Here is a 22,113-nt window from a genome sequence, read left to right on the forward strand (position 1 = left end):
TGTGTGGGCGCAGCCTGCTGTGTATCTTGATCAGCCTTTGGCCGTTTGGGCGGTCACGACCCTTTTTTGAGATTGGCCCCACGAGGCGAATCTGACGTTATCCATATAAAAAATTGAGGAGCACATCGATGCGCGTCATTCTGCTGGGAGCTCCCGGGGCCGGTAAAGGTACTCAGGCACAGTTCATCACCGAGAAATTCGGTATTCCGCAAATCTCCACCGGCGACATGCTGCGTGCAGCGGTCAAGGCTGGCACCGAGCTGGGCCTCAAGGCCAAGGGCATCATGGATGCTGGTGGCCTGGTTTCCGATGACCTGATCATCGCGCTGGTAAAAGATCGTATCTCCCAGTCCGATTGCGCCAACGGTTTCCTGTTCGACGGTTTCCCGCGCACCATTCCTCAGGCCGAGGCCCTGGTGACCGCTGGCATCGAGCTGGACGCAGTCGTTGAAATCGCCGTTGAAGACGAAGAAATCGTCCAGCGTATCGCTGGTCGCCGCGTTCACGAGGCCAGCGGCCGTGTGTACCACATCGTCTACAACCCGCCGAAAGTGGCCGGCAAGGACGACGTCACCGGTGAAAACCTGGTGCAGCGCAAGGACGATACCGAAGAAACCGTGCGTCATCGCCTGTCGGTCTACCACTCCCAGACCAAGCCGCTGGTGGATTTCTACCAGAAGCTGTCGGCTGCCAATGGCAAGCCGAAGTACAGCCACATCGAAGGTGTCGGTTCGGTTGAAGCGATCACCGCCAAGGTGCTTGCAGCCCTGAGCTGAAAAACCTGATCCGCTGCATCATCCACGGCCCGCTTGCGGGCCGTAGTTGTTTATACTGTCGCCCTTTTTCTGATTCCTCTTTTTACCAACCCTCTTGTGGAAACATCGATGAGCACCTTGCTGGCCCTGGACACCGCGACTGAAGCTTGCTCCGTTGCCTTGCTGCATGACGGCAAGGTCACGAGCCATTACGAGGTGATCCCGCGCCTGCATGCGCAAAAGCTGCTGCCGATGATCCAGCAATTGCTGGCCGATGCCGGGACCACCTTGCAGGCTGTCGATGCCATCGCCTTCGGACGCGGGCCGGGTGCATTCACTGGTGTGCGAATTGCCATCGGCGTGGTGCAGGGATTGGCCTTTGCCCTGGATCGTCCGGTGTTGCCGGTGTCGAACCTCGCCGTTTTGGCCCAGCGCGCCTATCGCGAGCACGGCGCCAGCCAGGTCGCGGCCGCCATCGATGCGCGCATGGATGAAGTGTATTGGGGCTGCTACCGCGAGACGGCGGGGGAGATGCGACTGGTTGGCGCTGAGGCGGTATTGCCGCCGGAAGCCGCTGCATTGCCGGTCGATGCCAGCGGTGAGTGGTTCGGCGCTGGCACCGGTTGGGGTTATGGCGAGCGTATCGCCGTCAACCTGAGCGGCCAGGATGCGGGCATGCTGCCCCATGCCGAAGATCTGCTGACGCTCGCGCGTTTTGCCTGGGAACGCGGCGAAGCGATCGTGGCCGATGAGGCGCAGCCGGTTTATCTTCGGGACAAGGTGGCGACGCCCAAGGCGCGGTAATCCTGGAGATCGAGTTGGCCCATTCGCGGGCAAGCCTCGCTCCTACGGGGTTTGTGTCGTACAGGGGAGCGACACAAACCCCGTAGGAGCGAGGCTTGCCCGCGAAGGCAATCTGACGAACACAGCCAATCATCGCTTTCTAACCCCAGCTTTTAAACCTTTTGCTCTTTATGTGTTCTAGTTATCACTCGGCGGTTTGCGAAGTGGAATGTGTGCCACTAGACTGCCATCACTGATACCGAGCATACACTTATGCGTATAGACGGCCTTTCCTCTCAGTCCTACCCCATCAAGCGCAAGCCCCGCAAAGGCCATGTGGTGGAAGACGAGTCAGTCGTCGATATCGACGGCGAGCTGGAATTTCCGTCCGAAGAGCAATTGGCCGCCCGTGCCGCCAAAGCCGCAGCACAACGCCTGAGCAATCTTCCCGCCCGTCAGCAAGACATGCTTTACCACCGCGCCATGAGCAAGAGCGTGGCGATGGCCCTGGCCAGTTACCTGAGCACCGCCGGTTTCGTTGAGTGGGAAGGGGAAGTGCTGGGGCTTGACCTGTACATCTGATGTTGCTGCCTTACTACCTCGGTTGCCCGTCCTGGAGTGAAAACGCCTGGCGCGATTACCTCTATCCGCAAGACGCCAAACCCGCCGAGTTTCTCGATCTCTATTCCCACGTTTTCAATGCCGTGGAAGGCAACACGACCTTCTATGCGAGCCCGGCTGCCAGCACCGTGCAGCGTTGGGCCGAAACGATGCCCGAACATTTTCGTTTCACCGCCAAGTTCCCCGGCGACATCAGTCATGGCGGTGACCTGCGCGAACAACTGACCGCCGCCGAAACTTTCACCCAATTGCTCAGCCCGCTCGGTGAACGGGTGTCGCCACTGTGGCTGCAGCTGTCGAAGAGTTTCACGCCACAGCGCTTGCCCGAACTGGCCGGATTTATCGACGCCTTGCAGCGCCCCTTGGCGGTGGAAGTGCGCCATGACGATTTCTTCGCCAAGGGCGACAGTGAGCGACTGCTCAATCGTCTGTTGCTTGATCGAGGCGTCGAGCGCATTTGCCTCGATCCGCGCGCGCTGTTCAGTTGCACCTCGACCGATCCTTCAGTGCTCCACGCTCAGTCGAAAAAGCCCAGGGTGCCGCCGCGCCCGGCTGCTTTCACCCAGTTCCCGCAAGTGCGTTTCATCGGTCATCCCCAACTGGAAGCCAACGATACGTTCCTGTCGCCCTGGGTGGAGAAAATCGCTCTGTGGATCGAAGAGGGCCGCACGCCCTATATCTTCCTGCACACCGCCGACAACGTACTGGCGGCGAAACTGGCGCAGCGTTTCCACGCCCGCTTGATGCTGCGTTTGCCTGGCTTGCCAGCGTTGCCTGAGCTATACAGAGAACCCGCCGCCGAGCAACTTGGCTTGCTCTGAAGGCGGATACGTTCCCCTTTTGCAGGAGCCTGCCAATGGACGCGCAAACCCTTCGAGCCCAAGCCTTCAAAGCCTTACACGAACGCGACGGCGTTTTTGTGATCCCCAACCCATGGGATGCCGGTTCAGCAAAAATGCTTGCCAGCCTGGGCTTCGAGGCACTGGCGACCACCAGTGCCGGTTACGCTTTTTCTCAGGCTCAACCCGATGGCGGGCTGAACCTGGACGAGACCCTGGTCAATGTTCGGGCGATTGTCGCCGCCACCGACTTGCCGGTAGCCGTCGATCTGGAAAACGGTTTTGCCGATGATCCTGCCGAATGCGCTAAAAGCATCTTGCGGGCAGCCGAGGCGGGTGCCGTCGGTGGCTCGATCGAAGACGCCACGGGCCGACCAGAGACGCCAATCTATTGCTTCGAACATGCTGTGGCGCGTATCAAGGCCGCTGTCGCCGCCGCTCGCAGCTTGCCTTTCCCTTTCATGCTGACGGCCCGCGCCGAGAATTTCCTGCATGGCAATCCGGACATTGAGGACACGATTCGCCGTTTGAAGGCGTTCGCCGAGGCCGGTGCGGATGTGTTGTACGCACCAGGGTTGCGCAGCGCTGAAGAGGTCCTGGCCGTGGTCCGTGCCGTGGCGCCGAAACCGGTCAACGTGTTGATGTCCGGTGGCTTGAAGCTGACGGTGCAAGAGCTGGGTGAAATGGGCGTCAAGCGCATCAGTGTCGGCTCGGCGCTGGCGCTGGCGGCACTGGGCGAGTTCTACCGCGCGGCTCAGGAGATCAAGGCGTCGGGTACGTTCGGGTTCACGTCGCGATCCATGCCTTATCAGCAGGCCAACTCACTGTTCAAAGGTTGAGCGCGGGGGCGCTGGGGATCAGGCGGCCAGGCGCAGGTTCTGCAGAATGATCGGGCGCGCCCAGCCGTTATCGAAATCGAGTTGTTTCTGTTGTTCCACGATTTCTTCCGGCGAGAACGGCGGGAAGGGCTTGTCCAAAAGGTCGAGTTCGAATTCGGCGATTGGCAGGTGCAGCGGACGCGGTTGAGGTGCCGGGCCGGCTTCGGGTACCGGTTGGCCTGCGGTCAATACGATCGGACGCACCCAGCCACTTTCGAAGTTCTGTTGTTTCTGCTGGGCGACGATTTCTTCCGGCGGGAACGGAGGGAATGGCTTGTCGGCCAGGTCCATTTCGAATTCGGCAATCGGCAGGAACAGCGGCTCGGGCGGGCGGACTTCGGTGTCCTTCACGTCGCATTCGCGCTGGGAAATGATGTGTGCCAGCAAGTCGCTGCCAACGGTGGGTTCGACCGGGCTTTCGAGATCGACCGGTGGAAAGTTCAGCGATTGCGGCAGCACCTCACCCGACTGTTCGGCCAGCGCTCGGGCAAAGAAATCCTGCCAGATGTGGCTGACGCCGCTCAGTGCCTGGGTGTTTCGCAGGTTGTAATCGCCGTAGGGCGAGATAAAACCTGTGATTGTGGGTTGAATGTCTGACATTTCTCTCGGTCGACGCTCAGCTCTGGCAAAATGCTCGATAGTTTTGTTATCGGCAGTTTTTGCCGATCATTAATTTTTTGAGCGTGTTTTCCCATGATTGAGCAACCGGCCGCGTGCCGCATCCATGTCCAGGCCCTGGGCGAGACTTTTCAGCCACAGGCCGAGCACTGGGCCGAGCGCCTGGGCCTGCCGCTGCAGGTGGATGACGGCGAATTCGCATTGCAGGTGGGCGATCAGGGTTTGCAGCTGCAACAGCTCGGCCCGGACGCGCCAGGGCCGGTGCGGGTGGACTTCGTTGAGGGCGGCGCGGCGCATCGGCGGTTATACGGCGGTGGCAGCGGGCAGATGATCGCCAAGGCCGTCGGTATTGCCCAGGGCGTGCGTCCTCGGGTGCTGGATGCCACGGCGGGACTGGGCAAGGATGCGTTCGTACTGGCCAGTCTGGGTTGCGAGATGAGTCTGATCGAGCGTCAGCCACTGATCGGTGCCTTGCTCGAAGATGGCTTGGCCCGTGGCGCGGAAGATTTCGACGTGGCGCCCATCGTGGCGCGCATGCGCTTGCTCAAGGGCAATTCGATCGAGGTGATGCGTAATTGGGAAGGCGAGCCGCCGCAGGTGATCTACCTCGACCCGATGTTCCCGCACCGTGAGAAAACCGCGCTGGTGAAGAAGGAAATGCGCCTGTTCCGGCCACTGGTGGGCGATGACCCGGATGCACCGGCATTGCTCGAAGCCGCATTGGCGTTGGCCACCCACCGTGTGGTGGTCAAGCGCCCGCGCAAGGCGCCGTGCATCGAAGGGCCAAAGCCGAGTCATGCGCTGGATGGCAAATCCAGTCGGTATGACATCTATCCCAAGAAAGCATTGAAGCCCTGAAAAGATCGCAGCCTGCGGCAGCTCCTACAGGACCGGGTTTACATCGCCCGATGTAGGAGCTGCCGAAGGCTGCGATCTTTTTCGATGTCTGAATCAGGGCCGATAAGCCCGCATAAACAACTCCACCACTTCCCGTACATGGCTCTCCGCCGCGTCCTCGGTCAACGGTTCGCCGCAGCCATACAGCAGCCGAAAGTTCGCCGCGCCCTTGAGCAGGCAGAAGAAGTGTTCCGCCGCACTGCGCGGTTTTTCGATACGCAACGCACCACTCTGGTCGATCTTGCTCAGCAGCCGCTCCATGCCGTGCAGCATGCGCTCGGGACCGGCTTCAAAGAAGATCAGCGACAGGCTCGGGTCCTGGCTGCCCAGGGTCATGATCAAGCGATGCAGGTTCACTGATTCGTCGCTGTTGATCAGCACATGAAAGCCACGGGCGATGTTCAGCAGTACGGCGTCCACCGCCACGCCTTCGGGCAATTCGAAAAACAGCGTCGGTAACTGTTCCTCGCACTTGGCCACGACGGCGGCGGAGAACAACGTCTCCTTGTCATTGAAATGGCTGTAGACCGTCAGCTTCGAAACGCCTGCTTCGGCGGCGACAGCATCCATGCTGGTGTTGGCATATCCCTTGGTCAAAAACAGCGTTTTCGCCGCGTCGAGGATCGCCTGGCGCTTGGCCAGATCCTTGGGGCGGCCTGGGCCGTTGGGTACTGAAGGATTGTTCGGCATATGCGCTTTTATTACTGGACTGGTGAGTTTGCTATTAATAACATACTGGTCAGTATAATTATTCCAAGCACCATTAGCGAAAGGTCCTCCACCATGTTCCGCTATGCCTTGCCCCTCGCGTTGCCAGTCAGTCTGGCGTTTTTTTTGACAGCGTGTGGTCACGAAGAGGCGCCCCAAGTCAGTGTTCGCCCGGCCATGGTGGTCCAGCCAGAGCCTTCGTCCCAGGCAATGGAAAGTTATCCCGGTGAAGTCCGGGCTCGTTTTGAGCCGGACCTGGCGTTTCGCATTGGCGGTAAAGTCAGCCGACGACTGGTAGAAGAGGGGCAGCGGGTCAAGGCCGATCAGCCGCTGGCGGAGCTCGACCCGCAAGACGTGCGCTTGCAACTGGAAGCCACCCGCGCCCAAGTCGCCGCCGCCGAGGCCAATCTCAATCTGGTGCGCGCCGAACGTGATCGCTACAAGACCCTGATGGACCGCCAGATGGTCAGTCGTTCGCAGTACGACAACGCGGAAAACCTCTATCGCTCCGGCGAGGCCCGCCTCAAACAGATCAAAGCCGAATTCAATGTCTCGACCAACCAGGCCAGCTACGCCGTATTGCGCGCGCCCCAGGATGGTGTCGTGGCCAAGCGAGCGCTGGAAGTGGGGCAAGTGGTGGCCGCCGGTCAAACCGTGTTCACCCTGGCCACCGATGGCGAGCGCGAAGTGTTGATCAGCCTGCCGGAACAGAGCTTTGGCCGCTTCAAGGTCGGCCAGCCTGTGTCGGTGGAGCTGTGGACGCAACCGGATCAGCGCTTTGCCGGGCATATCCGCGAACTGTCTCCCGCGGCCGATCCCAAGTCCCGCACCTTCGCCGCGCGCATCACTTTCAATGCCGGCAAGGTACCGGTGGAATTGGGCCAGAGTGCCCGGGTATTCGTGCAAACCGCCGAGACCGTGCCACTCTCCGTGCCGTTGTCAGCACTGACCGCAGAAAACGGTGTGACCTACGTCTGGGTCGTCAGCGCCAACAACACCCTGAAAAAAACGCCGGTGCGGGTCGGTGCCTTCGGCGAGAAAACCGTGCCGGTGCTCGAAGGACTCAACGCTAGCGACTGGGTGGTGGCTGCAGGCGTCCATGTGCTTCTGGACGGGCAGCAAGTGCGCCCGGTGGATCGCTCCAACCGCGTGGTCAATCTGGCGGACAAGGAGTAATCCCCGATGGGCTTCAATCTCTCCGAATGGGCGTTGCGTAACCGCCAGATCGTACTGTTCCTGATGCTTTTGCTGGCCATCGTCGGTGCGTTGTCCTACACAAAGCTCGGCCAGAGCGAAGACCCGCCCTTTACCTTCAAGGCCATGGTAATTCGCACCAACTGGCCGGGCGCCACCGCGCAGGAAGTCTCGCGCCAGGTGACCGAGCGCATCGAAAAGAAGCTGATGGAAACCGGCGAGTACGAACGCATCGTGTCGTTCTCCCGTCCGGGTGAATCCCAGGTGACATTCATTGCCCGCGACTCCATGCACTCGGTGGAGATTCCGGAGCTCTGGTATCAGGTGCGCAAGAAGGTCAGTGACATTCGCCACACCTTGCCACCAGGTATTCAGGGACCGTTCTTCAACGATGAATTCGGCACCACCTTCGGCAACATCTACGCGCTGACCGGCGACGGATTCGATTACGCCGTGCTCAAGGATTATGCCGACCGCATCCAGATCCAGCTGCAACGGGTGAAGGACGTGGGCAAGGTTGAGTTGCTCGGCTTGCAAGACGAAAAGATCTGGATCGAACTGTCCAACGTCAAACTCGCCACCCTTGGCTTGCCGTTGGCAGCGGTGCAGCAGGCGCTTGAGGAACAGAACGCGGTGTCCACCGCCGGCTTCTTCGAAACCAGCAGCGAGCGATTGCAGCTACGGGTTTCAGGGAATTTTCAGACCGTCGATGAGATAAAAAACTTTCCGATTCGGGTAGGGGATCGCACCTTCCGCATCTCCGATGTGGCTGACGTGCGCCGTGGATTCAACGATCCACCGGCGCCGCGCATGCGCTTCATGGCCGAGGACGCCATCGGCCTGGCCGTGGCCATGAAGGACGGCGGCGACATTCTGGTGCTGGGCAAGGCGCTGGAAGTCGAGTTCGCCCGCATCCAGAAGAACCTCCCCGCCGGTATGCAGCTGCGTAAGGTATCCGATCAACCTGCAGCAGTGAAAACCGGGGTCGGTGAGTTCGTTCAGGTGCTGGTAGAAGCGCTGGCCATTGTATTGCTGGTGAGTTTTTTCTCCCTCGGCGTGCGCACCGGCATGGTGGTCGCGCTGGCGATTCCGCTGGTGCTGGCGATGACCTTCGCCACCATGTATTACCTTGGCATCGGCCTGCACAAGATATCCCTCGGTGCGTTAGTGCTGGCGTTGGGTTTGTTGGTGGACGACGCGATCATCGCCGTGGAAATGATGGCGATCAAAATGGAGCAGGGCTTCGACCGGATCAAAGCGGCGAGCTATGCCTGGACCAGCACTGCGTTCCCGATGCTCACCGGTACGCTGATCACCGCCGCCGGGTTCTTGCCGATTGCCACTGCGCAATCGGGCACCGGCGAATACACCCGCTCGATTTTCCAGGTGGTGACCATCGCATTGTTGGCGTCGTGGGTGGCGGCCGTGGTGTTCGTGCCGTATCTGGGGGAAAAACTCCTGCCGGATCTGGCGAAAATTCATGCAGCCAAACACGGTCCCGATCAGCCTGACCCTTACGGCACGTCGTTTTATCAGAGAGTCCGAGGTGTGGTGGAGTGGTGCGTGCGTCGGCGCAAGACGGTGATCGCGGCGACGGTGATTCTGTTCATCGCTTCGGTATTCCTGTTTCGTTTTGTGCCGCAGCAATTCTTCCCTGCATCGGGGCGACTGGAATTGATGGTCGATCTGAAACTGGCCGAAGGTGCTTCCCTGAGCAATACCACCGACGAGGTCAAACGCCTCGAAGCCTTGCTCAAGGACAAGGCCGGAATCGACAACTACGTGGCCTACGTCGGCACGGGTTCACCACGTTTTTACCTGCCGCTGGATCAGCAACTGCCGGCGGCGAGTTTCGCTCAGTTTGTCGTACTGGCCAAAACCATCGAGGAACGTGAAACCCTGCGCAGCTGGTTGATCACCACGCTTAACGAGCAATTCCCGGCCCTGCGATCGCGGGTCACACGCCTGGAAAACGGCCCGCCGGTTGGCTATCCGGTGCAGTTCCGGGTGACCGGCGAGCACATCGAGGAAGTTCGCGCGCTGGCCCGCAAGGTCGCGGCCAAGGTGCGGGAAAATCCCCATGTGGCCAACGTCCATCTGGATTGGGAAGAACCGAGCAAAGTCGTGTACTTGAATATCGATCAGGACCGTGCGCGGGCGCTGGGCGTGAGCACGGCGAACCTGTCGAAGTTCTTGCAGAGCTCGCTGACCGGCTCCAGCGTCAGCCAGTATCGCGAAGACAACGAACTGATCGAGATCCTGCTGCGCGGCACTGTGCATGAACGTACCGAGCTGTCGTTGCTGCCAAGCCTGGCGGTGCCGACGGACAACGGGCGCAGTGTCGCCCTGTCGCAGATCGCCACCCTGGAATACGGTTTTGAAGAAGGTGTGATCTGGCACCGTAACCGCCTGCCCAACGTGACGGTCCGCGCCGACATCTACGGCAAGGAGCAACCGGCGACCCTGGTGAAACAGATTATGCCGACGCTTGATCCGATCCGTGCTGAATTGCCCGACGGTTATCTGCTGGATGTCGGCGGCACCGTAGAAGACTCCGAGCGTGGGCAGAAGTCGGTCAATGCCGGTGTGCCAATGTTCATCGTGGTCGTACTGACGTTGCTGATGCTGCAACTGCGCAGTTTCTCACGCACGGCGATGGTGTTTCTGACGGCGCCGTTGGGCTTGATCGGGGTGACGCTATTCTTGATGGTGTTCCGCCAACCGTTCGGGTTTGTCGCCATGCTCGGGACCATCGCGCTGTCGGGGATGATCATGCGTAACTCAGTGATTCTGGTGGATCAGATCGAGCAGGACATCGCGGCTGGATTGAAGCCGTGGCAGGCGATTATCGAGGCCACCGTGCGTAGGTTCAGGCCGATTGTGTTGACGGCGCTGGCGGCGGTGTTGGCGATGATTCCGTTGTCGCGCAGTGTGTTCTTCGGGCCGATGGCGGTGGCGATCATGGGTGGGTTGATTGTGGCGACGGCGTTGACGCTTTTGTTCTTGCCTGCGTTGTATGCGGCGTGGTTCAGGGTCAAGAAAGAGTCGGCCTGAGTTCGTTTGACTTGGCGGCTTACGGGCCGACCAAGTCGTTGGTTGATTGAGTGCAGATCCATTGCTGCGGTAACGGCTGCTTATGGTTTCGCCCTTACGGCGAGTCACTTTTTTTACAAACGCCTAAAAAAAGTAACCAAAAAAACGCTCGCCCCGAACGTACGGCCCCTCGCCAAGGCTCGGGGTTCCTTCGCTCCGGCATTCATCCGGGGGCATCGCCTCCGGTTTGCTTCGCTGCACCTCCTCTCGATGTGTGCGGCTTCGCCGCACGGCGCTCCGCGCCTACCCCCCGGATGAACGCCTCCACTCAGCCTACCGAAGGGGCGGGTGGATCAAGGGCGGCCGAGGCGAGCTGACACTCGACCTGATTGCCGGCACGACCCCCTGTAGGAGCTGCCGAAGGCTGCGATCTTTTGATCTTGCTTCTAAACAATCAAAAGATCGCAGCCTCGTTACACTCGACAGCTCCTACGGGTCCACAGGTGACCACATACCTGTGGGAGCTGGCTTGCCAACGAAGACGGCCTGACAGCCGACCTGATTCTGCAGATGCCGCCAATGCCCTTGTAGGAGCGAGGCTTGCCCGCGATGGCGGCCTGACAGCCGACCTGATTTTGCAGATGCCACCAATCCCCTTGTAGGAGCGAGGCTTGCCCGCGATGGCGGCCTGACAGCCGACCTGATTTTGCAGATGCCGCCAATGCCCTTGTAGGAGCGAGGCTTGCCCGCGAAGACGGCCTGACAGCCGACCTGATTTTGCGGATTTTTCCCATTCCAGACTGTAGGAGCGAGCCTGCTCGCGATGGCTCTCTAAATCTTTGCATCAGCCAATGTCATGGCCACGGAGTTGTCCTCCAGCCTCACCGGCCCGACGTGCAATCTGGTGCTGGGCATCCAGCAGATGATTGTGCTGGCGCAGTTGTCGGTGAACCGTGTGCTGGATCAGATTGAGCCGCAGTAATCGCAAACGGAAAAAGCCCGCTGAACCTGTGGAGGCCAGCGGGCTTTTTTCGGTGGGGCACTCAGTCAGGGATTGATGTTGGCTGATGTGGCCTCTTCGCGGGCAAGCCCGCTCCTACAGGGTTCTGACGGTGAGGCTTAGAGCGTGCCGAAAACCTTCTTCGCCAGGCTGGTCGCTGCCGCCGCCGGATCCTTGCGAATGACTTCTTCCTGCTTGCCGATCATTTCAAACAAGCCGTTCAGCGCCTGTTCGGTGACGTAGTTTTCGACGTTGGCGCTCTTGGCGTCGATCACGCCCATGGTTGCGGCCTGGCCGGCGAACGAGTTGTATTGTTGAGCCAGGCCGACCTGGTCGGTGGCTTGCTTGACGATGGGCAGGAACTTGGCGCGGATCTGTTCGCGGCTGGTCTTGTTCAGGTATTGGGTGGCCGAGTCGTTGCCGCCGCTGAGGATGCCCTTGGCGTCTTCGACGGTCATTTTCTTCACCGCATCGACCAGGATCGGCTGGGCCTGAACCACAGCGGTTTCCGCTGCCTTGTTCATGCTGGCTTCCAGTTGATCGACCTGATCACCCATGCCGAACTGTTTCATTTTGCTGGCGACCTTGCCCAGCTTGCCTGGCAATTCGATTTTTACGTCCGGGTTGTTGCTGAAGCCGCCCGGTGTGCCCAATTGTTTCACGGCTATTTGCGCGCCCTGGGTCAAGGCGTCCTTGAGTCCGCCAGTGGCGTCTTTTTGCGACAGGTCGCTGAGGGACAGTGCCATGGCACTGGCGCTGATCATCAGGCCTGCGCACAGGCCAGCAAAGCGAAGGGTAGGGCGGAACATGGCAACTTCCTTTTTTAAAAAATTAGCGGGCCGCGTCAACGCGGACCTTCACGGGTTGCGGGTCAGTACCGTCCAGGCGCACGGCGTGGTTCTCGGTAGTAATGAACAGCAGTTTGCCGTCGACTTCAATGCGCGCGTTGATCGAGTAACGGTGATTGGGCTCGATCTTCTGAGGGTCGTAGCTCAGGTGGAACGGCAGCGGCACCTGGCCTTTGACCGGGCCACGTTGTTCGTCGATGACCTTGGCCGGGGCATCGGCAAGGGAAATGTCTTGCAGGCTGACGCTGAGGATCGCGGTCGGTGGCAGCGCGATGCGTTGCAGGTAGAAGACTTCGCCGTCGAGGCTGGCTTTGGGGGCAGGCTGCATTGAATGGCAGGCTCCCAGCAGTGCAGTCATGGCTAGTAGAGAGAGTTTTTTCATTGGATAACTCCATTTAAAAATGTGGGAGCGAGCCTGCTCGCGAAAGCGGTGTGTCAGTCAACAGTGATGTTGAATGTTAGACCGCATTCGCGAGCAGGCTCGCTCCCACAGGTGCTTGCATCAGGTCTGTGACGGTGTGGCAGGTTGATCAGCCGCATCTTCGCTGCGATGCAACGCCACCTGCCGGATCGACAAGCGAATCTCCGCCGGCAACACCCGTTTGGCCGCGCCCTCGGCCAATTCGCCCAGCAATTCGTGATAGCCCAGCTTGCCGGCCTCGTCACGCTTGAGCACGTCCAGATCGAGCAGGGTCTGGATGAAGTGGCGGAACAGGCTCTTATCGAAGAATTCCGGGGCGTTCAGGCCATGCAGGATCGACAGGCGCTGGGCCATGACCGTGCACAGGTCTTCCAGTTCTTCGGCGCTGATGCTGTTCTGGCCGCTGTTGAGCAGCAGGGAAACGGTCATGTAGAAGCGCTGCAGGGTCTGGGCGATGCTTTTGGACAGCAGGGTCAGCAGCACGAAATGCCGCGAGCTCGGTGCCGGGCGCAAGTAGACGTCGTTCTCGAAACGCAGCAGGCCTTGTTCGACGAAGGCCTCCAGCCATTGATCGATTACCCCGTCCAACTCCTCCAGCGACCAGCGTATGAACAGTTCGGCTTGCAGGTACGGGTACAGCGCGCGGGTGTAGCGCAGGATTTGTTCGCGGCTCATGCGCGAGGCGCTCTGGAAGAAGCTCGCCAACAGCGCCGGCAGCGCGAAGATGTGCAGCACGTTGTTGCGGTAGTAAGTCATCAGGACGGCGTTTTGCTCGTCCAGATACAGAATCTTGCCCAGGGCGTCGCTCTGTTCCGAGAGCAAATCCATGTCCTTGACATGCTCGATCAGCGCACGCCCGTCACCTTCCGGCAGGGTGGTGTGCGGCGAATACGGAACCTTGCGCAACAGCGCCAGGTACAGATCGAGGACCCGCGCCATGGCGCGATCGTCCAGGGCCAGGCGGCTGGTGGACAGCAGCGCCAATGCCACCAGGTTGACGGGGTTGATCGCCGCCGCTTCGTTCAGATGCTGCGCGACTTTCTCTCCCAGGCGATTGGTGGTTTCGTTGAGCCAGGCCGGTTTGAACTGCGGGCCGAGTTCCTGTTGGCGCCAGTCCGGTTGTTCGCTGTCGAGGAATTGCGCCAATTTGATTGGCTCGCCGAAGTTCACCGCCACCTGGCCAAAGCGCTGTTTGAGCGCGCCGATGACTTTGAAAATGTCGAAGATCGATTCTTTCTTCTTACTCGCCCCGCGCAGTTCGCCGAGGTAGGTGCGGCCTTCCAGTACGCGCTCGTAGCCGATGTATACCGGCACGAATACGATCGGCATGCGCGACGAACGCAGGAAACTGCGCAGGGTGATCGCCAGCATCCCGGTTTTCGGTTGCAGCATGCGCCCGGTACGCGAGCGTCCGCCCTCGACGAAGTACTCCACCGGGAACCCCTTGGTGAACAGGGTGTGCAGGTATTCGTTGAACACCGAGGTGTACAGCGGGTTGCCCTTGAACGTGCGGCGCATGAAGAACGCGCCGCCACGACGCAGCAGGCCACCGATCACCGGCATGTTCAGGTTGATCCCGGCGGCGATGTGCGGCGGAGTCAGGCCGTTGCGAAACAGCAGATAAGACAGCAGCAGGTAATCGATGTGGCTGCGGTGGCACGGCACGTAGATCACTTCGTGACCCGGGGCGACTGTCTGTACGCCTTCGATGTTGTTGAGCTTGATGCCGTCATAGATCTTGTTCCAGAACCAACTCAACACCACTTCCAGAAAGCGGATCGCGGTGTAGGTGTAGTCCGAGGCGATCTCGTTGCCGTAACGCAGGGCTTGGGCCTTGGCTTTTTCCACCGAGATATTTTCGCGCTCAGCTTCGTCGAGGATCGCTTGCTTGACCTGCGGTTGGTTGACCAGGCCCTTGACCAGGTTGCGCCGGTGGGAGATATCCGGGCCGATCACAGCGGTTTTGAGATTGCGAAAGTGCACCCGCAGGATGCGCTGGGCCATGCGCACGGTGCGTTCGTGACCCTTGTCCTGTGCAATCAGCTCGCGCAGGTGGATCGGCGCGGAAAACTGCACGCGGGTCTTGCGTCCGAGCACGATGATGCTCAGCAGGCGACGCAGACGCCCGGTGACCGCCCAACTGTCGGCGAATAGCAGTTTCCATGGGCTGTTTTCGCTGTCCGGCGACTGGCCCCAGAAAACGCTGACGGGAATGATCTGCGCGTCTTCGGCGGCGTTCTGGCTCAGGGCGCTGACCAGACGGGTCAGGGTTGGCGGTGCGCCGCGCTTGTCCTGACGGCCGAGCCAGTCCGGATCTGGCGTGAGGTAGAAGAACGCGGCGGGTTCCAGCAGGTTGCCCACCGATACCGGCAGCACCGGACGTGGCAGGCCGGCCTTGCTGCATTCGGTATCGACAACGGCCAAGTCAGTCAGCGAAGGGTTTTGCAGGACGTAGAACACCGGACGACTGCGGTCGAGGTTGAGGGTGAACGACGACTGGTTGATCGTCTCGGAGCGAACCCAGAGGTACAACAGTCGGCGCAGGGTGCCAAACACAAGACGGCGGAGCGGGGAGCGGGTCATACGGCATCTGCATGAGTGAATAAAACCGAGCGTTTGCTCGGGCGGGCGTTAGTGTGCCGTATTCATCGAAAATCGGCAAAAAAGCGGCAATCAAAGTGCTATTGAGAGATTAAACGTCTGACATATACTCGGCGCTCTGTCGCCGCAGCCTTTCATGGGACGGCAAGTGCAGGCTGATGTTCCGAGGCTTTCCTGCGAAAAGCCCGATCAATAATAAAAAGGGAGTATGAACAGATGGCAACACGTGAAACCGGCAGCGTTAAGTGGTTCAACGACGCCAAGGGCTACGGCTTTATTCAACGCGCGGACGGGGTGGATGTGTTCGTGCACTACCGCGCGATTCGCGGCGAAGGCCACCGTTCGCTGACCGAAGGCCAGCAGGTCGAGTACGCGGTGGTGGAAGGGCAGAAGGGGTTGCAGGCTGAGGATGTTGTAGGTCTTTAATCTGTAGGAGCTGCCGAAGGCTGCTCTCTTTTTTGCTTTAAGCGGTTTTCCAGGTGATCTCTTCTTCACCGTCGGCGCTGATGCGAATCCAGCGATCCGCCGTCTCCTCGCCTTCTTCTTCGACCCAACTGCCTGGTGCGCAGCGCACTTCGACGTTCAGCGCGGCAAACGCGGCGCGGGCGCAGGCGATGTCGTCGTCCCACGGCGTCTGGTCGCTTTCCAGGTACAGGCTGTTCCATTTTCCTACAGCCTTGGGCAACCAGGTCACCGGCACGTTGCCGGCCTTGCACTTGTAGGTCTGGCCTTTCTGCACCCAGTCGCTGCATGGGCCCAGCGCGGCGCCGAGCCAGGTTGAAATGGCTTTATGGTCGACGTCGGCGTCTTTCAGGTAAATCTCGATATCGGGCTGGCGCATGGATGTCCTCACTGCGTGTCTGAAAAATCCATTCGCGGATTTAGCCGGTCTTGAGTCATTGCCCAAGACCAAAAATTATTCGGGTTATTGAAGTACGAAATAATCGTAGCGCATCGACACGGTGACCTCGAACGGCTCTGCCTGTTCGATGACCGCTGCCCGTCGCTCGGCACTGGCGCGCCAACCATGAGGGGTCATGGCCAGCAGGTTCGCCCGGTCCTGGCCGCTGGCAAGGGTCAGTTTGAACGCCAGGGTTTCGCTGTGTGCCAGCGCCATGCCTTCGGGCACCAGGGCCAGATGCTTGTCGTCGGTGTATTCACGGACTTCGTCGTACAGCCGCTCGCGCAGTTCCATCAGGTGGCCGCTGGTCGGTCCGACTTTCATCAGGCCGCCGCCGGGGCTGAGCAGGCGTTTGGCCTCCTGCCAGTCCAGCGGACTGAACACGCTGGCCAGAAACTGACAGCTGCCCGACGCCAACGGCACCCGTGCCATGCTGGCGATCAACCAAGTCAGGTTCGGGTTGCGTTTGCAGGCGCGCTTGACCGCTTCGCGGGAAATGTCCAGCGCATAGCCGTCGGCATCCGGCAGGGCCTCGGCTATTTGCGCGGTGTAGTAACCCTCGCCACAACCGATGTCGACCCAGCGCACCGGCGCATAACCGGCCGCCAGTTCTGCCAGGCGTTTGGCCACCGGTGCATAGTGCCCGGCGTTGAGGAAATCGCGACGGGCTTCGACCATCGCCTGGTTGTCCCCAGGGTCACGGCTGTTCTTGTGCTGCACGGGCAGCAGGTTCAAGTAACCCTGGCGCGCACGGTCGAATCGGTGCCCGGCGGGGCACACCACGCCGTTGTCTACCGCGTTGAGCGGTTCGCTGCAGATCGGGCAAGCCAACATCAGGCGAGCAACTTGACGAGGGTCTGGTAGTAGATCTCGGTCAGCACATCGAGGTCAGCCGCCAGTACGCGCTCGTTGACCTGATGGATGGTCGCGTTGACCGGACCCAGTTCGACCACTTGTGTGCCCATGGTCGCAATGAAGCGCCCGTCGGAGGTGCCGCCAGTGGTAGAGGCCTTGGTGTCGCGACCGGTGATGTCCTTGATGCTCGACGACACCGCGTCCAGCAGCGCGCCCGGCTCGGTGAGGAACGGCAGGCCGGACAGGGCCCAGTCGATGTGCCAGTCCAGATCATGCTTGTCGAGGATGTCGGCGACGCGCTTTTGCAGACCTTCGACGGTGGACTCGGTGGAGAAACGGAAATTGAATACCGCCACCAGGTCTCCTGGGATCACGTTGGTCGCGCCGGTGCCGGAATTGACGTTGGAGATCTGGAAGCTGGTCGGCGGGAAGAAATCGTTGCCATGGTCCCAATGCTCGGCGGCAAGTTCGGCCAGGGCCGGGGCGGCGAGGTGGATCGGGTTCTTCGCCAGGTGCGGATAGGCCACATGGCCCTGCACGCCGCGTACGGTCAATTTCGCACCGAGGGAGCCGCGGCGGCCGTTCTTGACCACATCACCCACCAGGGTGGTGCTCGACGGTTCGCCGACGATGCACCAGTCCAGGCGCTCCTTTCGCGCCGCCAGGCGTTCAACCACAGCCTTGGTGCCGTGGTGTGCCGGGCCTTCTTCGTCGCTGGTGATCAGGAAGGCGACCTTGCCCTTGTGATCCGGGTAGTCGGCGACGAAGCGCTCGGCCGCCACCGTCATGGACGCCAGGCTGCCTTTCATATCCGCCGCGCCACGGCCGCAAAGCATGCCGTGTTCATCGATCACTGCGTTGAACGGGTCGATCTGCCAAGCGGTCACCGGACCGGTTGGCACCACGTCGGTGTGGCCGGCGAAGCACAGGACCGGGCCATCGTGTTTGCCGTGGGTGGCCCAGAAGTTATCCACATCTTCGATGCGCATCGGTTCCAGCATGAAACCGGCATCGCCCAGGCGCTGCATCATCTGCTTCTGGCAATCGGCGTCGACCGGCGTCACGGACGGACGGCGGATCAGGTCGATGGCGAGTTGAAGGGTCGGCGAAAGGTCGGCGTGGGCCGTCATGGATAAAACTCCGGAAATATTACTTGTAGGAGCGAGGCTTGCCCGCGAAGAACGATGATGAGGTGTATCTGTTACACCGAGTCGCTTCGTTCGCGGGCAAGCCTCGCTCCTACGGGAATTGGGAGGCAGGTCCTGCAAAATGGCGGTTATCTTAAAGCAAAACGGCGACCATAGGCCGCCGTTTAGTGCATCGGTGAAGATTTAGACCGCTGGTGCCGTTTCGGCTTCGGCGGCAGGTTTTGGCAGCGACGACAGGAACGCCATGATCAGCGCCGCCAGGTACGGCAACGACTGCACCAGCAGCATGGTGACCCAGAAGCGCATGTCGTTGCTCGGCATGCCGTTGACCAGGAAGATCCCCAGTGCCGCGCCCCACAGCAACAGCATGATGAACAGCTCTTCACGCGCTTCCGAAATCGCCACCCAGAAGCCGTGGTTATCGGCATTTTTCGGTGTGCGGAAAAACGGAATGCTGCTGGTGAAGAAACCGTACAGCACCGCTTTGGCGATGGTGTGCGACAAGGCCAATCCCGCCAGCGCCGCGCAGAACGCATCCTTGAGGTTCACGCCCACGGCGCGACGGTAGAGGAAGATGATCTTGCCGACCTTGAACACGAACAGCGCCAATGGCGGGATCGCGAAAATCAGCAGCGGCGGATCGACCCGCTGCGGCACGATGATCATCGCCGCCGACCACAACAACGCACCGACAGTGAAGAAGATGTTCATGCCGTCCGCCACCCACGGCAGCCAGCCTGCAAGGAAGTGATAGCGCTGACCACGGGTCAGTTCGGTGTCCTTGCCGCGCAACAGGGCGCGGGTGTGGCGCTTGATGATCTGGATCGCGCCATAGGCCCAGCGGAACCGCTGTTTCTTGAAGTCGATAAAGGTATCGGGCATCAAGCCTTTGCCGTAGCTGTCGTGGTAGTAGGCCGCCGACAGACCTTTCTCGAACACCCGCAGGCCCAGTTCGGCGTCTTCGCAGATACACCAGTCGGCCCAGCCCAGTTCTTCGAGTACCGAGCGACGAGTCATGGTCATGGTGCCGTGCTGGATGATCGCGTCGCGGTCGTTGCGGGTGACCATGCCGATGTGGAAGAAGCCCTTGTATTCGGCATAGCAGAGCTTCTTGAAGGTGCTTTCGTTCTGGTCGCGGTAGTCCTGAGGCGACTGCACCACGGCGATTTTCGGGTCGGCGAAGTGCGGCACCATGTGTTTGAGCCAGTTAGGGTGCACGCAATAATCGGAGTCGATCACCGCGATCACTTCGGCATCCTTGGCGGTGTGCGGAATCAAGTAGTTCAGCGCGCCGCCTTTAAAGCCTGCCAGTGGCGCAACGTGGAAGAACTTGAAGCGCGGGCCGAGGGTTGCGCAGTAATCGCGCACCGGTTCCCAGACCGCCGGGTCCTTGGTGTTGTTGTCGATGATCAGGACTTCGAAGTCCGGATAGTCGAGGTTGGCCAGGGCGTTGAGGGTCTGTTTGACCATCTCCGGCGGCTCGTTGTAGCACGGCACATGGATCGACACTTTCGGGCGGTAGCTGGAATCACCAACCACCGGTAGGAATTCCCGACGCCGCTTGTGGATCCATACCGCTTCGGCCAGTTCGTGGGCCTCGGTCAGCAACACGATAAACACCCCGAGGGCGCCGAGGGCGAGCAGGAAACCCACCGTCAGGCTGAACCAGGTGCTGTATTGCTGGCTGTAGTCATAGCCGATCCACACCAGCACCGAACCACAGAGAAACGCGATAAAGGTCAGGAAGGTGCGACCGCGCTGGCGCAGGGCCGAGCCGTCGATCATCAGCAGGGTCAGCGACAGCAGTGCCAACACCACCGAACCGATGGCCAGCACGCGCCATTGCGGGATCGCCACCACCGGGCCTTCGAAGTTGAACTTCTGCTGGCGCGCGGCGTTGAACACGCCCCAATAAGCGCCCACCGAACCTTCGTCACTGGCTTTCCATGGCTGGTCGAAGGCTTCGATCACGAAGTAGTTGAAGCCCTGGCGGTTGAGCTTGTTGACCAGGGTACGCAGGTAGATCGCCTGGTCTGCCGGCGACGCATCGGCGCCACCGCGCATGCGGCCGTTGCTCGGCCAGCCGATTTCGGACAGCAGCAACGGTTTTTTCGGGAACATCTTTTTCAGGTCGCGGGCACGGTCGAGAACGAACTGCCCGGCCTTGTCCATCGGGATGAATTCCCAGTAAGGCAGGACGTGGGCGGCGATCAGGTCAACGTGCTTGGCCAGCTCCGGATGTTCTTCCCAGACGTGCCACTGCTCGGAGGTGGTCACCGGCACCTTCACGGCGGCGCGGACGCGATCGAGCAGGACACTGAGTTCCTGGGCGGTGATTTCCTTACGGAAGATCGCTTCGTTACCCACCACTACACGCACGACGCTACGGGATGAGTTGGCCAGTTCAATGGCGCGGGCGATTTCCCGCTCGTTGCGTTCCTGGTCCGGGCTGATCCAGATCCCCAGGGTCACCCGCAGGCCGAATTCCTCTGCCAGCTTCGGAATGTCTTCCAGCGTGCCATCGACCGAGTAAATGCGGATGTTGTCCGTCAGCTTGCTCATGATCTCCAGATCACGGCGCATCTGATCGTCAGTCGGATACTGCTGCTTCTGTGGGAATTGACCCTGCTGAAACGGCGAATAGGAGAAGCCGGAGATCTGTTCAGGCCAGTTGGGGGCGGTGACCGGGCGGTTGATCAGCGCCCAGAAGCCGGTAAACAAGGCAGCGATGGCGAGCACCACGACCAGGTTGAGTCCAAATTTACGGGATGACATGGTTATTTCGGGTTCCAAAGGCTGTGGAACGAGGGAACGGTTGGGTGCCGCAAAAGGGCGCGCATCCTACACCGGCAGTTCACTGAACGCCTATCGGACAGGGAAATGCCTGACATTGGGCAATCGGCTTTCGTATAAGTTCTTACACTTTGAGTTTGAAACTTAAAACTTGTGGCGGTGAAGGTGTCCTGCTTCGCAGGCACGTTCCTCTTTTGACGAGGGGCTGTTGTCGTCAGGCATGGCGCCGCGACGAGTCATAGCCCGCTATGGCGAGGAGCGGCAACGCAGCATGACGGCAACAGACGCCGTCAAAAAGGAACAGTGCTTGTGAGGCAGGACACCCTTTATAATGCGCGCCGGTTTTTGAGGTGATGGTCATGAGTACAGAAGATCCGCGGTTTGCAGGCATCGCGCGCTTGTATGGCATTGAGGGGCTCGAGCGTCTGCGCGCGGCGCATGTGGCGATCGTCGGCGTGGGTGGCGTCGGTTCCTGGGCGGCGGAAGCCATGGCCCGGTGCGGTGTCGGTGAGATTTCGCTGTTTGACCTTGATGACGTCTGCGTCAGCAACGCCAACCGTCAACTGCACGCGCTGGACAGCACCGTCGGCAAGCCCAAGGTCGAGGTGATGGCTGAGCGCCTGCGCGGGATCAACCCGGACTGTACGGTTCACGCGGTGCCGGATTTCGTCACCCGCGAGACCATGGCCGAGTACATCACGCCGAACATCGACTGCGTGATCGACTGCATCGACAGCGTCAACGCTAAGGCGGCGCTGATTGCCTGGTGCAAGCGCCGCAAGATCCAGATCATCACCACCGGCGGCGCGGGCGGGCAAATCGATCCGACGCTGATCCAGGTTTGCGACCTGAACCGCACCTTCAATGACCCGCTGGCCTCGAAAGTGCGCTCCACCTTGCGCCGCGACTACGGCTTTTCGCGCACTGTGACCCGTCATTACAGCGTGCCGTGCGTGTTTTCCACCGAGCAACTGCGCTACCCGAAACCGGACGGCAGCATTTGCCTGCAGAAGAGTTTTGTCGGCGATGGCGTGAAGCTGGACTGCGCCGGTGGCTTTGGCGCGGTGATGATGGTCACGGCGACGTTCGGCATGGTTGCGGCGACCAAGGCGGTGGACAAGATTGTGGCGGGTGTGCGGCGGCCAGCGGAACGCATCAAACCCCAAGCCTGACACCGCCCCCTGTAGGAGCTGCCGCAGGCTGCGATCTTTTGATTTTGT

General features: G+C 60.4%; 19 protein-coding genes and 1 pseudogene. 11 read left to right on the top strand and 9 right to left on the bottom strand.

Annotation, left to right across the window (positions count from 1 at the left end):
* Positions 1-128 precede the first annotated feature (128 nt).
* From adk to ABTV22_RS05600, 5 genes are all read left to right on the top strand, one after another.
* A complete protein-coding gene (gene adk, locus ABTV22_RS05580; protein ID WP_433738934.1) occupies positions 129-776 on the top strand; it encodes an adenylate kinase in 648 nt (215 codons plus the stop codon).
* Between the two features lie 108 nt (positions 777-884).
* Entirely contained in the window at positions 885-1,559 is a 675-nt protein-coding gene (gene tsaB / locus ABTV22_RS05585; protein WP_433738935.1) for a tRNA (adenosine(37)-N6)-threonylcarbamoyltransferase complex dimerization subunit type 1 TsaB, read from the top strand.
* A 252-nt stretch (positions 1,560-1,811) separates the two neighbouring features.
* Positions 1,812-2,120 carry a hypothetical protein gene (locus ABTV22_RS05590; RefSeq protein ID WP_433738936.1) on the top strand — a complete coding sequence of 103 codons (309 nt, stop codon included), beginning with the start codon at positions 1,812-1,814 and terminating at the stop codon, positions 2,118-2,120.
* Entirely contained in the window at positions 2,120-2,980 is an 861-nt protein-coding gene (locus tag ABTV22_RS05595; protein WP_433738937.1) for a DUF72 domain-containing protein, read from the top strand. The genes ABTV22_RS05590 and ABTV22_RS05595 overlap by 1 nt, the downstream gene beginning before the upstream one ends.
* Positions 2,981-3,015: 35 nt before the next feature.
* Positions 3,016-3,837, top strand: a complete 822-nt coding sequence (locus tag ABTV22_RS05600) for an isocitrate lyase/PEP mutase family protein (protein WP_433738938.1) — start codon at positions 3,016-3,018, stop codon at positions 3,835-3,837.
* 18 nt (positions 3,838-3,855) lie between these two features.
* On the opposite strand, the gene ABTV22_RS05605 is transcribed toward ABTV22_RS05600, so the two are convergent.
* Entirely contained in the window at positions 3,856-4,476 is a 621-nt protein-coding gene (locus ABTV22_RS05605) for an energy transducer TonB (protein ID WP_433738939.1), read from the bottom strand.
* Positions 4,477-4,569: 93 nt separating this feature from the next.
* On the opposite strand from ABTV22_RS05605, the gene ABTV22_RS05610 reads away from it, so the two are divergent.
* Complete coding sequence (locus ABTV22_RS05610) at positions 4,570-5,352, top strand: class I SAM-dependent methyltransferase (RefSeq protein ID WP_433738940.1); 783 nt, start codon at positions 4,570-4,572, stop codon at positions 5,350-5,352.
* 93 nt (positions 5,353-5,445) lie between these two features.
* Here ABTV22_RS05610 and ABTV22_RS05615 read toward each other — a convergent pair whose 3' ends face one another.
* Entirely contained in the window at positions 5,446-6,081 is a 636-nt protein-coding gene (locus ABTV22_RS05615) for a TetR/AcrR family transcriptional regulator (protein WP_433738941.1), read from the bottom strand.
* A 93-nt stretch (positions 6,082-6,174) separates the two neighbouring features.
* Here ABTV22_RS05615 and ABTV22_RS05620 point away from each other — a divergent pair, with 93 nt between their 5' ends.
* From ABTV22_RS05620 to ABTV22_RS05630, 3 genes and pseudogenes are all read left to right on the top strand, one after another.
* A complete protein-coding gene (locus ABTV22_RS05620) occupies positions 6,175-7,275 on the top strand; it encodes an efflux RND transporter periplasmic adaptor subunit (protein WP_433738942.1) in 1,101 nt (366 codons plus the stop codon).
* Positions 7,276-7,281: 6 nt separating this feature from the next.
* A complete protein-coding gene (locus ABTV22_RS05625) occupies positions 7,282-10,347 on the top strand; it encodes an efflux RND transporter permease subunit (protein ID WP_433738943.1) in 3,066 nt (1,021 codons plus the stop codon).
* 820 nt (positions 10,348-11,167) lie between these two features.
* Positions 11,168-11,308: pseudogene (locus ABTV22_RS05630) on the top strand (DUF6124 family protein); the annotation flags it as partial.
* A 137-nt stretch (positions 11,309-11,445) separates the two neighbouring features.
* Here ABTV22_RS05630 and ABTV22_RS05635 read toward each other — a convergent pair.
* The 3 genes from ABTV22_RS05635 to plsB all read right to left on the bottom strand — a co-directional run bounded on the left by ABTV22_RS05635 (position 11,446) and on the right by plsB (position 15,178).
* Positions 11,446-12,135 carry a DUF4197 domain-containing protein gene (locus ABTV22_RS05635; RefSeq protein ID WP_433738944.1) on the bottom strand — a complete coding sequence of 230 codons (690 nt, stop codon included), beginning with the start codon at positions 12,133-12,135 and terminating at the stop codon, positions 11,446-11,448.
* A gap of 22 nt (positions 12,136-12,157) precedes the next feature.
* Positions 12,158-12,556, bottom strand: a complete 399-nt coding sequence (locus ABTV22_RS05640; RefSeq protein ID WP_433738945.1) for a YbaY family lipoprotein — start codon at positions 12,554-12,556, stop codon at positions 12,158-12,160.
* Between the two features lie 120 nt (positions 12,557-12,676).
* On the bottom strand, positions 12,677-15,178 hold the full coding sequence (gene plsB / locus ABTV22_RS05645; RefSeq protein ID WP_433738946.1) for a glycerol-3-phosphate 1-O-acyltransferase PlsB: 2,502 nt from the start codon (positions 15,176-15,178) through the stop codon (positions 12,677-12,679).
* 234 nt (positions 15,179-15,412) lie between these two features.
* Between plsB and ABTV22_RS05650 the strand changes: the two genes are divergently transcribed.
* The gene (locus ABTV22_RS05650) at positions 15,413-15,622 is read left to right on the top strand and encodes a cold shock domain-containing protein (RefSeq protein ID WP_110966634.1); all 210 of its coding nucleotides are present in this window, start codon (positions 15,413-15,415) and stop codon (positions 15,620-15,622) included.
* A gap of 37 nt (positions 15,623-15,659) precedes the next feature.
* On the opposite strand, the gene ABTV22_RS05655 is transcribed toward ABTV22_RS05650, so the two are convergent.
* The 4 genes from ABTV22_RS05655 to ABTV22_RS05670 form a co-directional block, all read right to left on the bottom strand.
* Positions 15,660-16,037 carry a hypothetical protein gene (locus ABTV22_RS05655; RefSeq protein ID WP_433738947.1) on the bottom strand — a complete coding sequence of 126 codons (378 nt, stop codon included), beginning with the start codon at positions 16,035-16,037 and terminating at the stop codon, positions 15,660-15,662.
* Between the two features lie 84 nt (positions 16,038-16,121).
* Positions 16,122-16,931 (bottom strand): putative RNA methyltransferase, encoded by an 810-nt coding sequence (locus ABTV22_RS05660; RefSeq protein WP_433738948.1) that lies wholly within the window; start codon positions 16,929-16,931, stop codon positions 16,122-16,124.
* Positions 16,931-18,082: a succinyl-diaminopimelate desuccinylase gene (dapE, locus tag ABTV22_RS05665; RefSeq protein ID WP_433738949.1), complete on the bottom strand. Its 1,152-nt coding sequence runs from the start codon at positions 18,080-18,082 to the stop codon at positions 16,931-16,933. The genes ABTV22_RS05660 and dapE overlap by 1 nt, the downstream gene beginning before the upstream one ends.
* Positions 18,083-18,283: 201 nt before the next feature.
* A complete protein-coding gene (locus ABTV22_RS05670; protein ID WP_433738950.1) occupies positions 18,284-20,875 on the bottom strand; it encodes a glycosyltransferase in 2,592 nt (863 codons plus the stop codon).
* 377 nt (positions 20,876-21,252) lie between these two features.
* Here ABTV22_RS05670 and tcdA point away from each other — a divergent pair, with 377 nt between their 5' ends.
* Positions 21,253-22,065 (top strand): tRNA cyclic N6-threonylcarbamoyladenosine(37) synthase TcdA, encoded by an 813-nt coding sequence (tcdA, locus tag ABTV22_RS05675; protein ID WP_433738951.1) that lies wholly within the window; start codon positions 21,253-21,255, stop codon positions 22,063-22,065.
* Positions 22,066-22,113: the final 48 nt, after the last annotated feature.

It is taken from the genome of Pseudomonas putida, assembly GCF_050990305.1.
Lineage (GTDB): Bacteria > Pseudomonadota > Gammaproteobacteria > Pseudomonadales > Pseudomonadaceae > Aquipseudomonas > Aquipseudomonas putida_AH.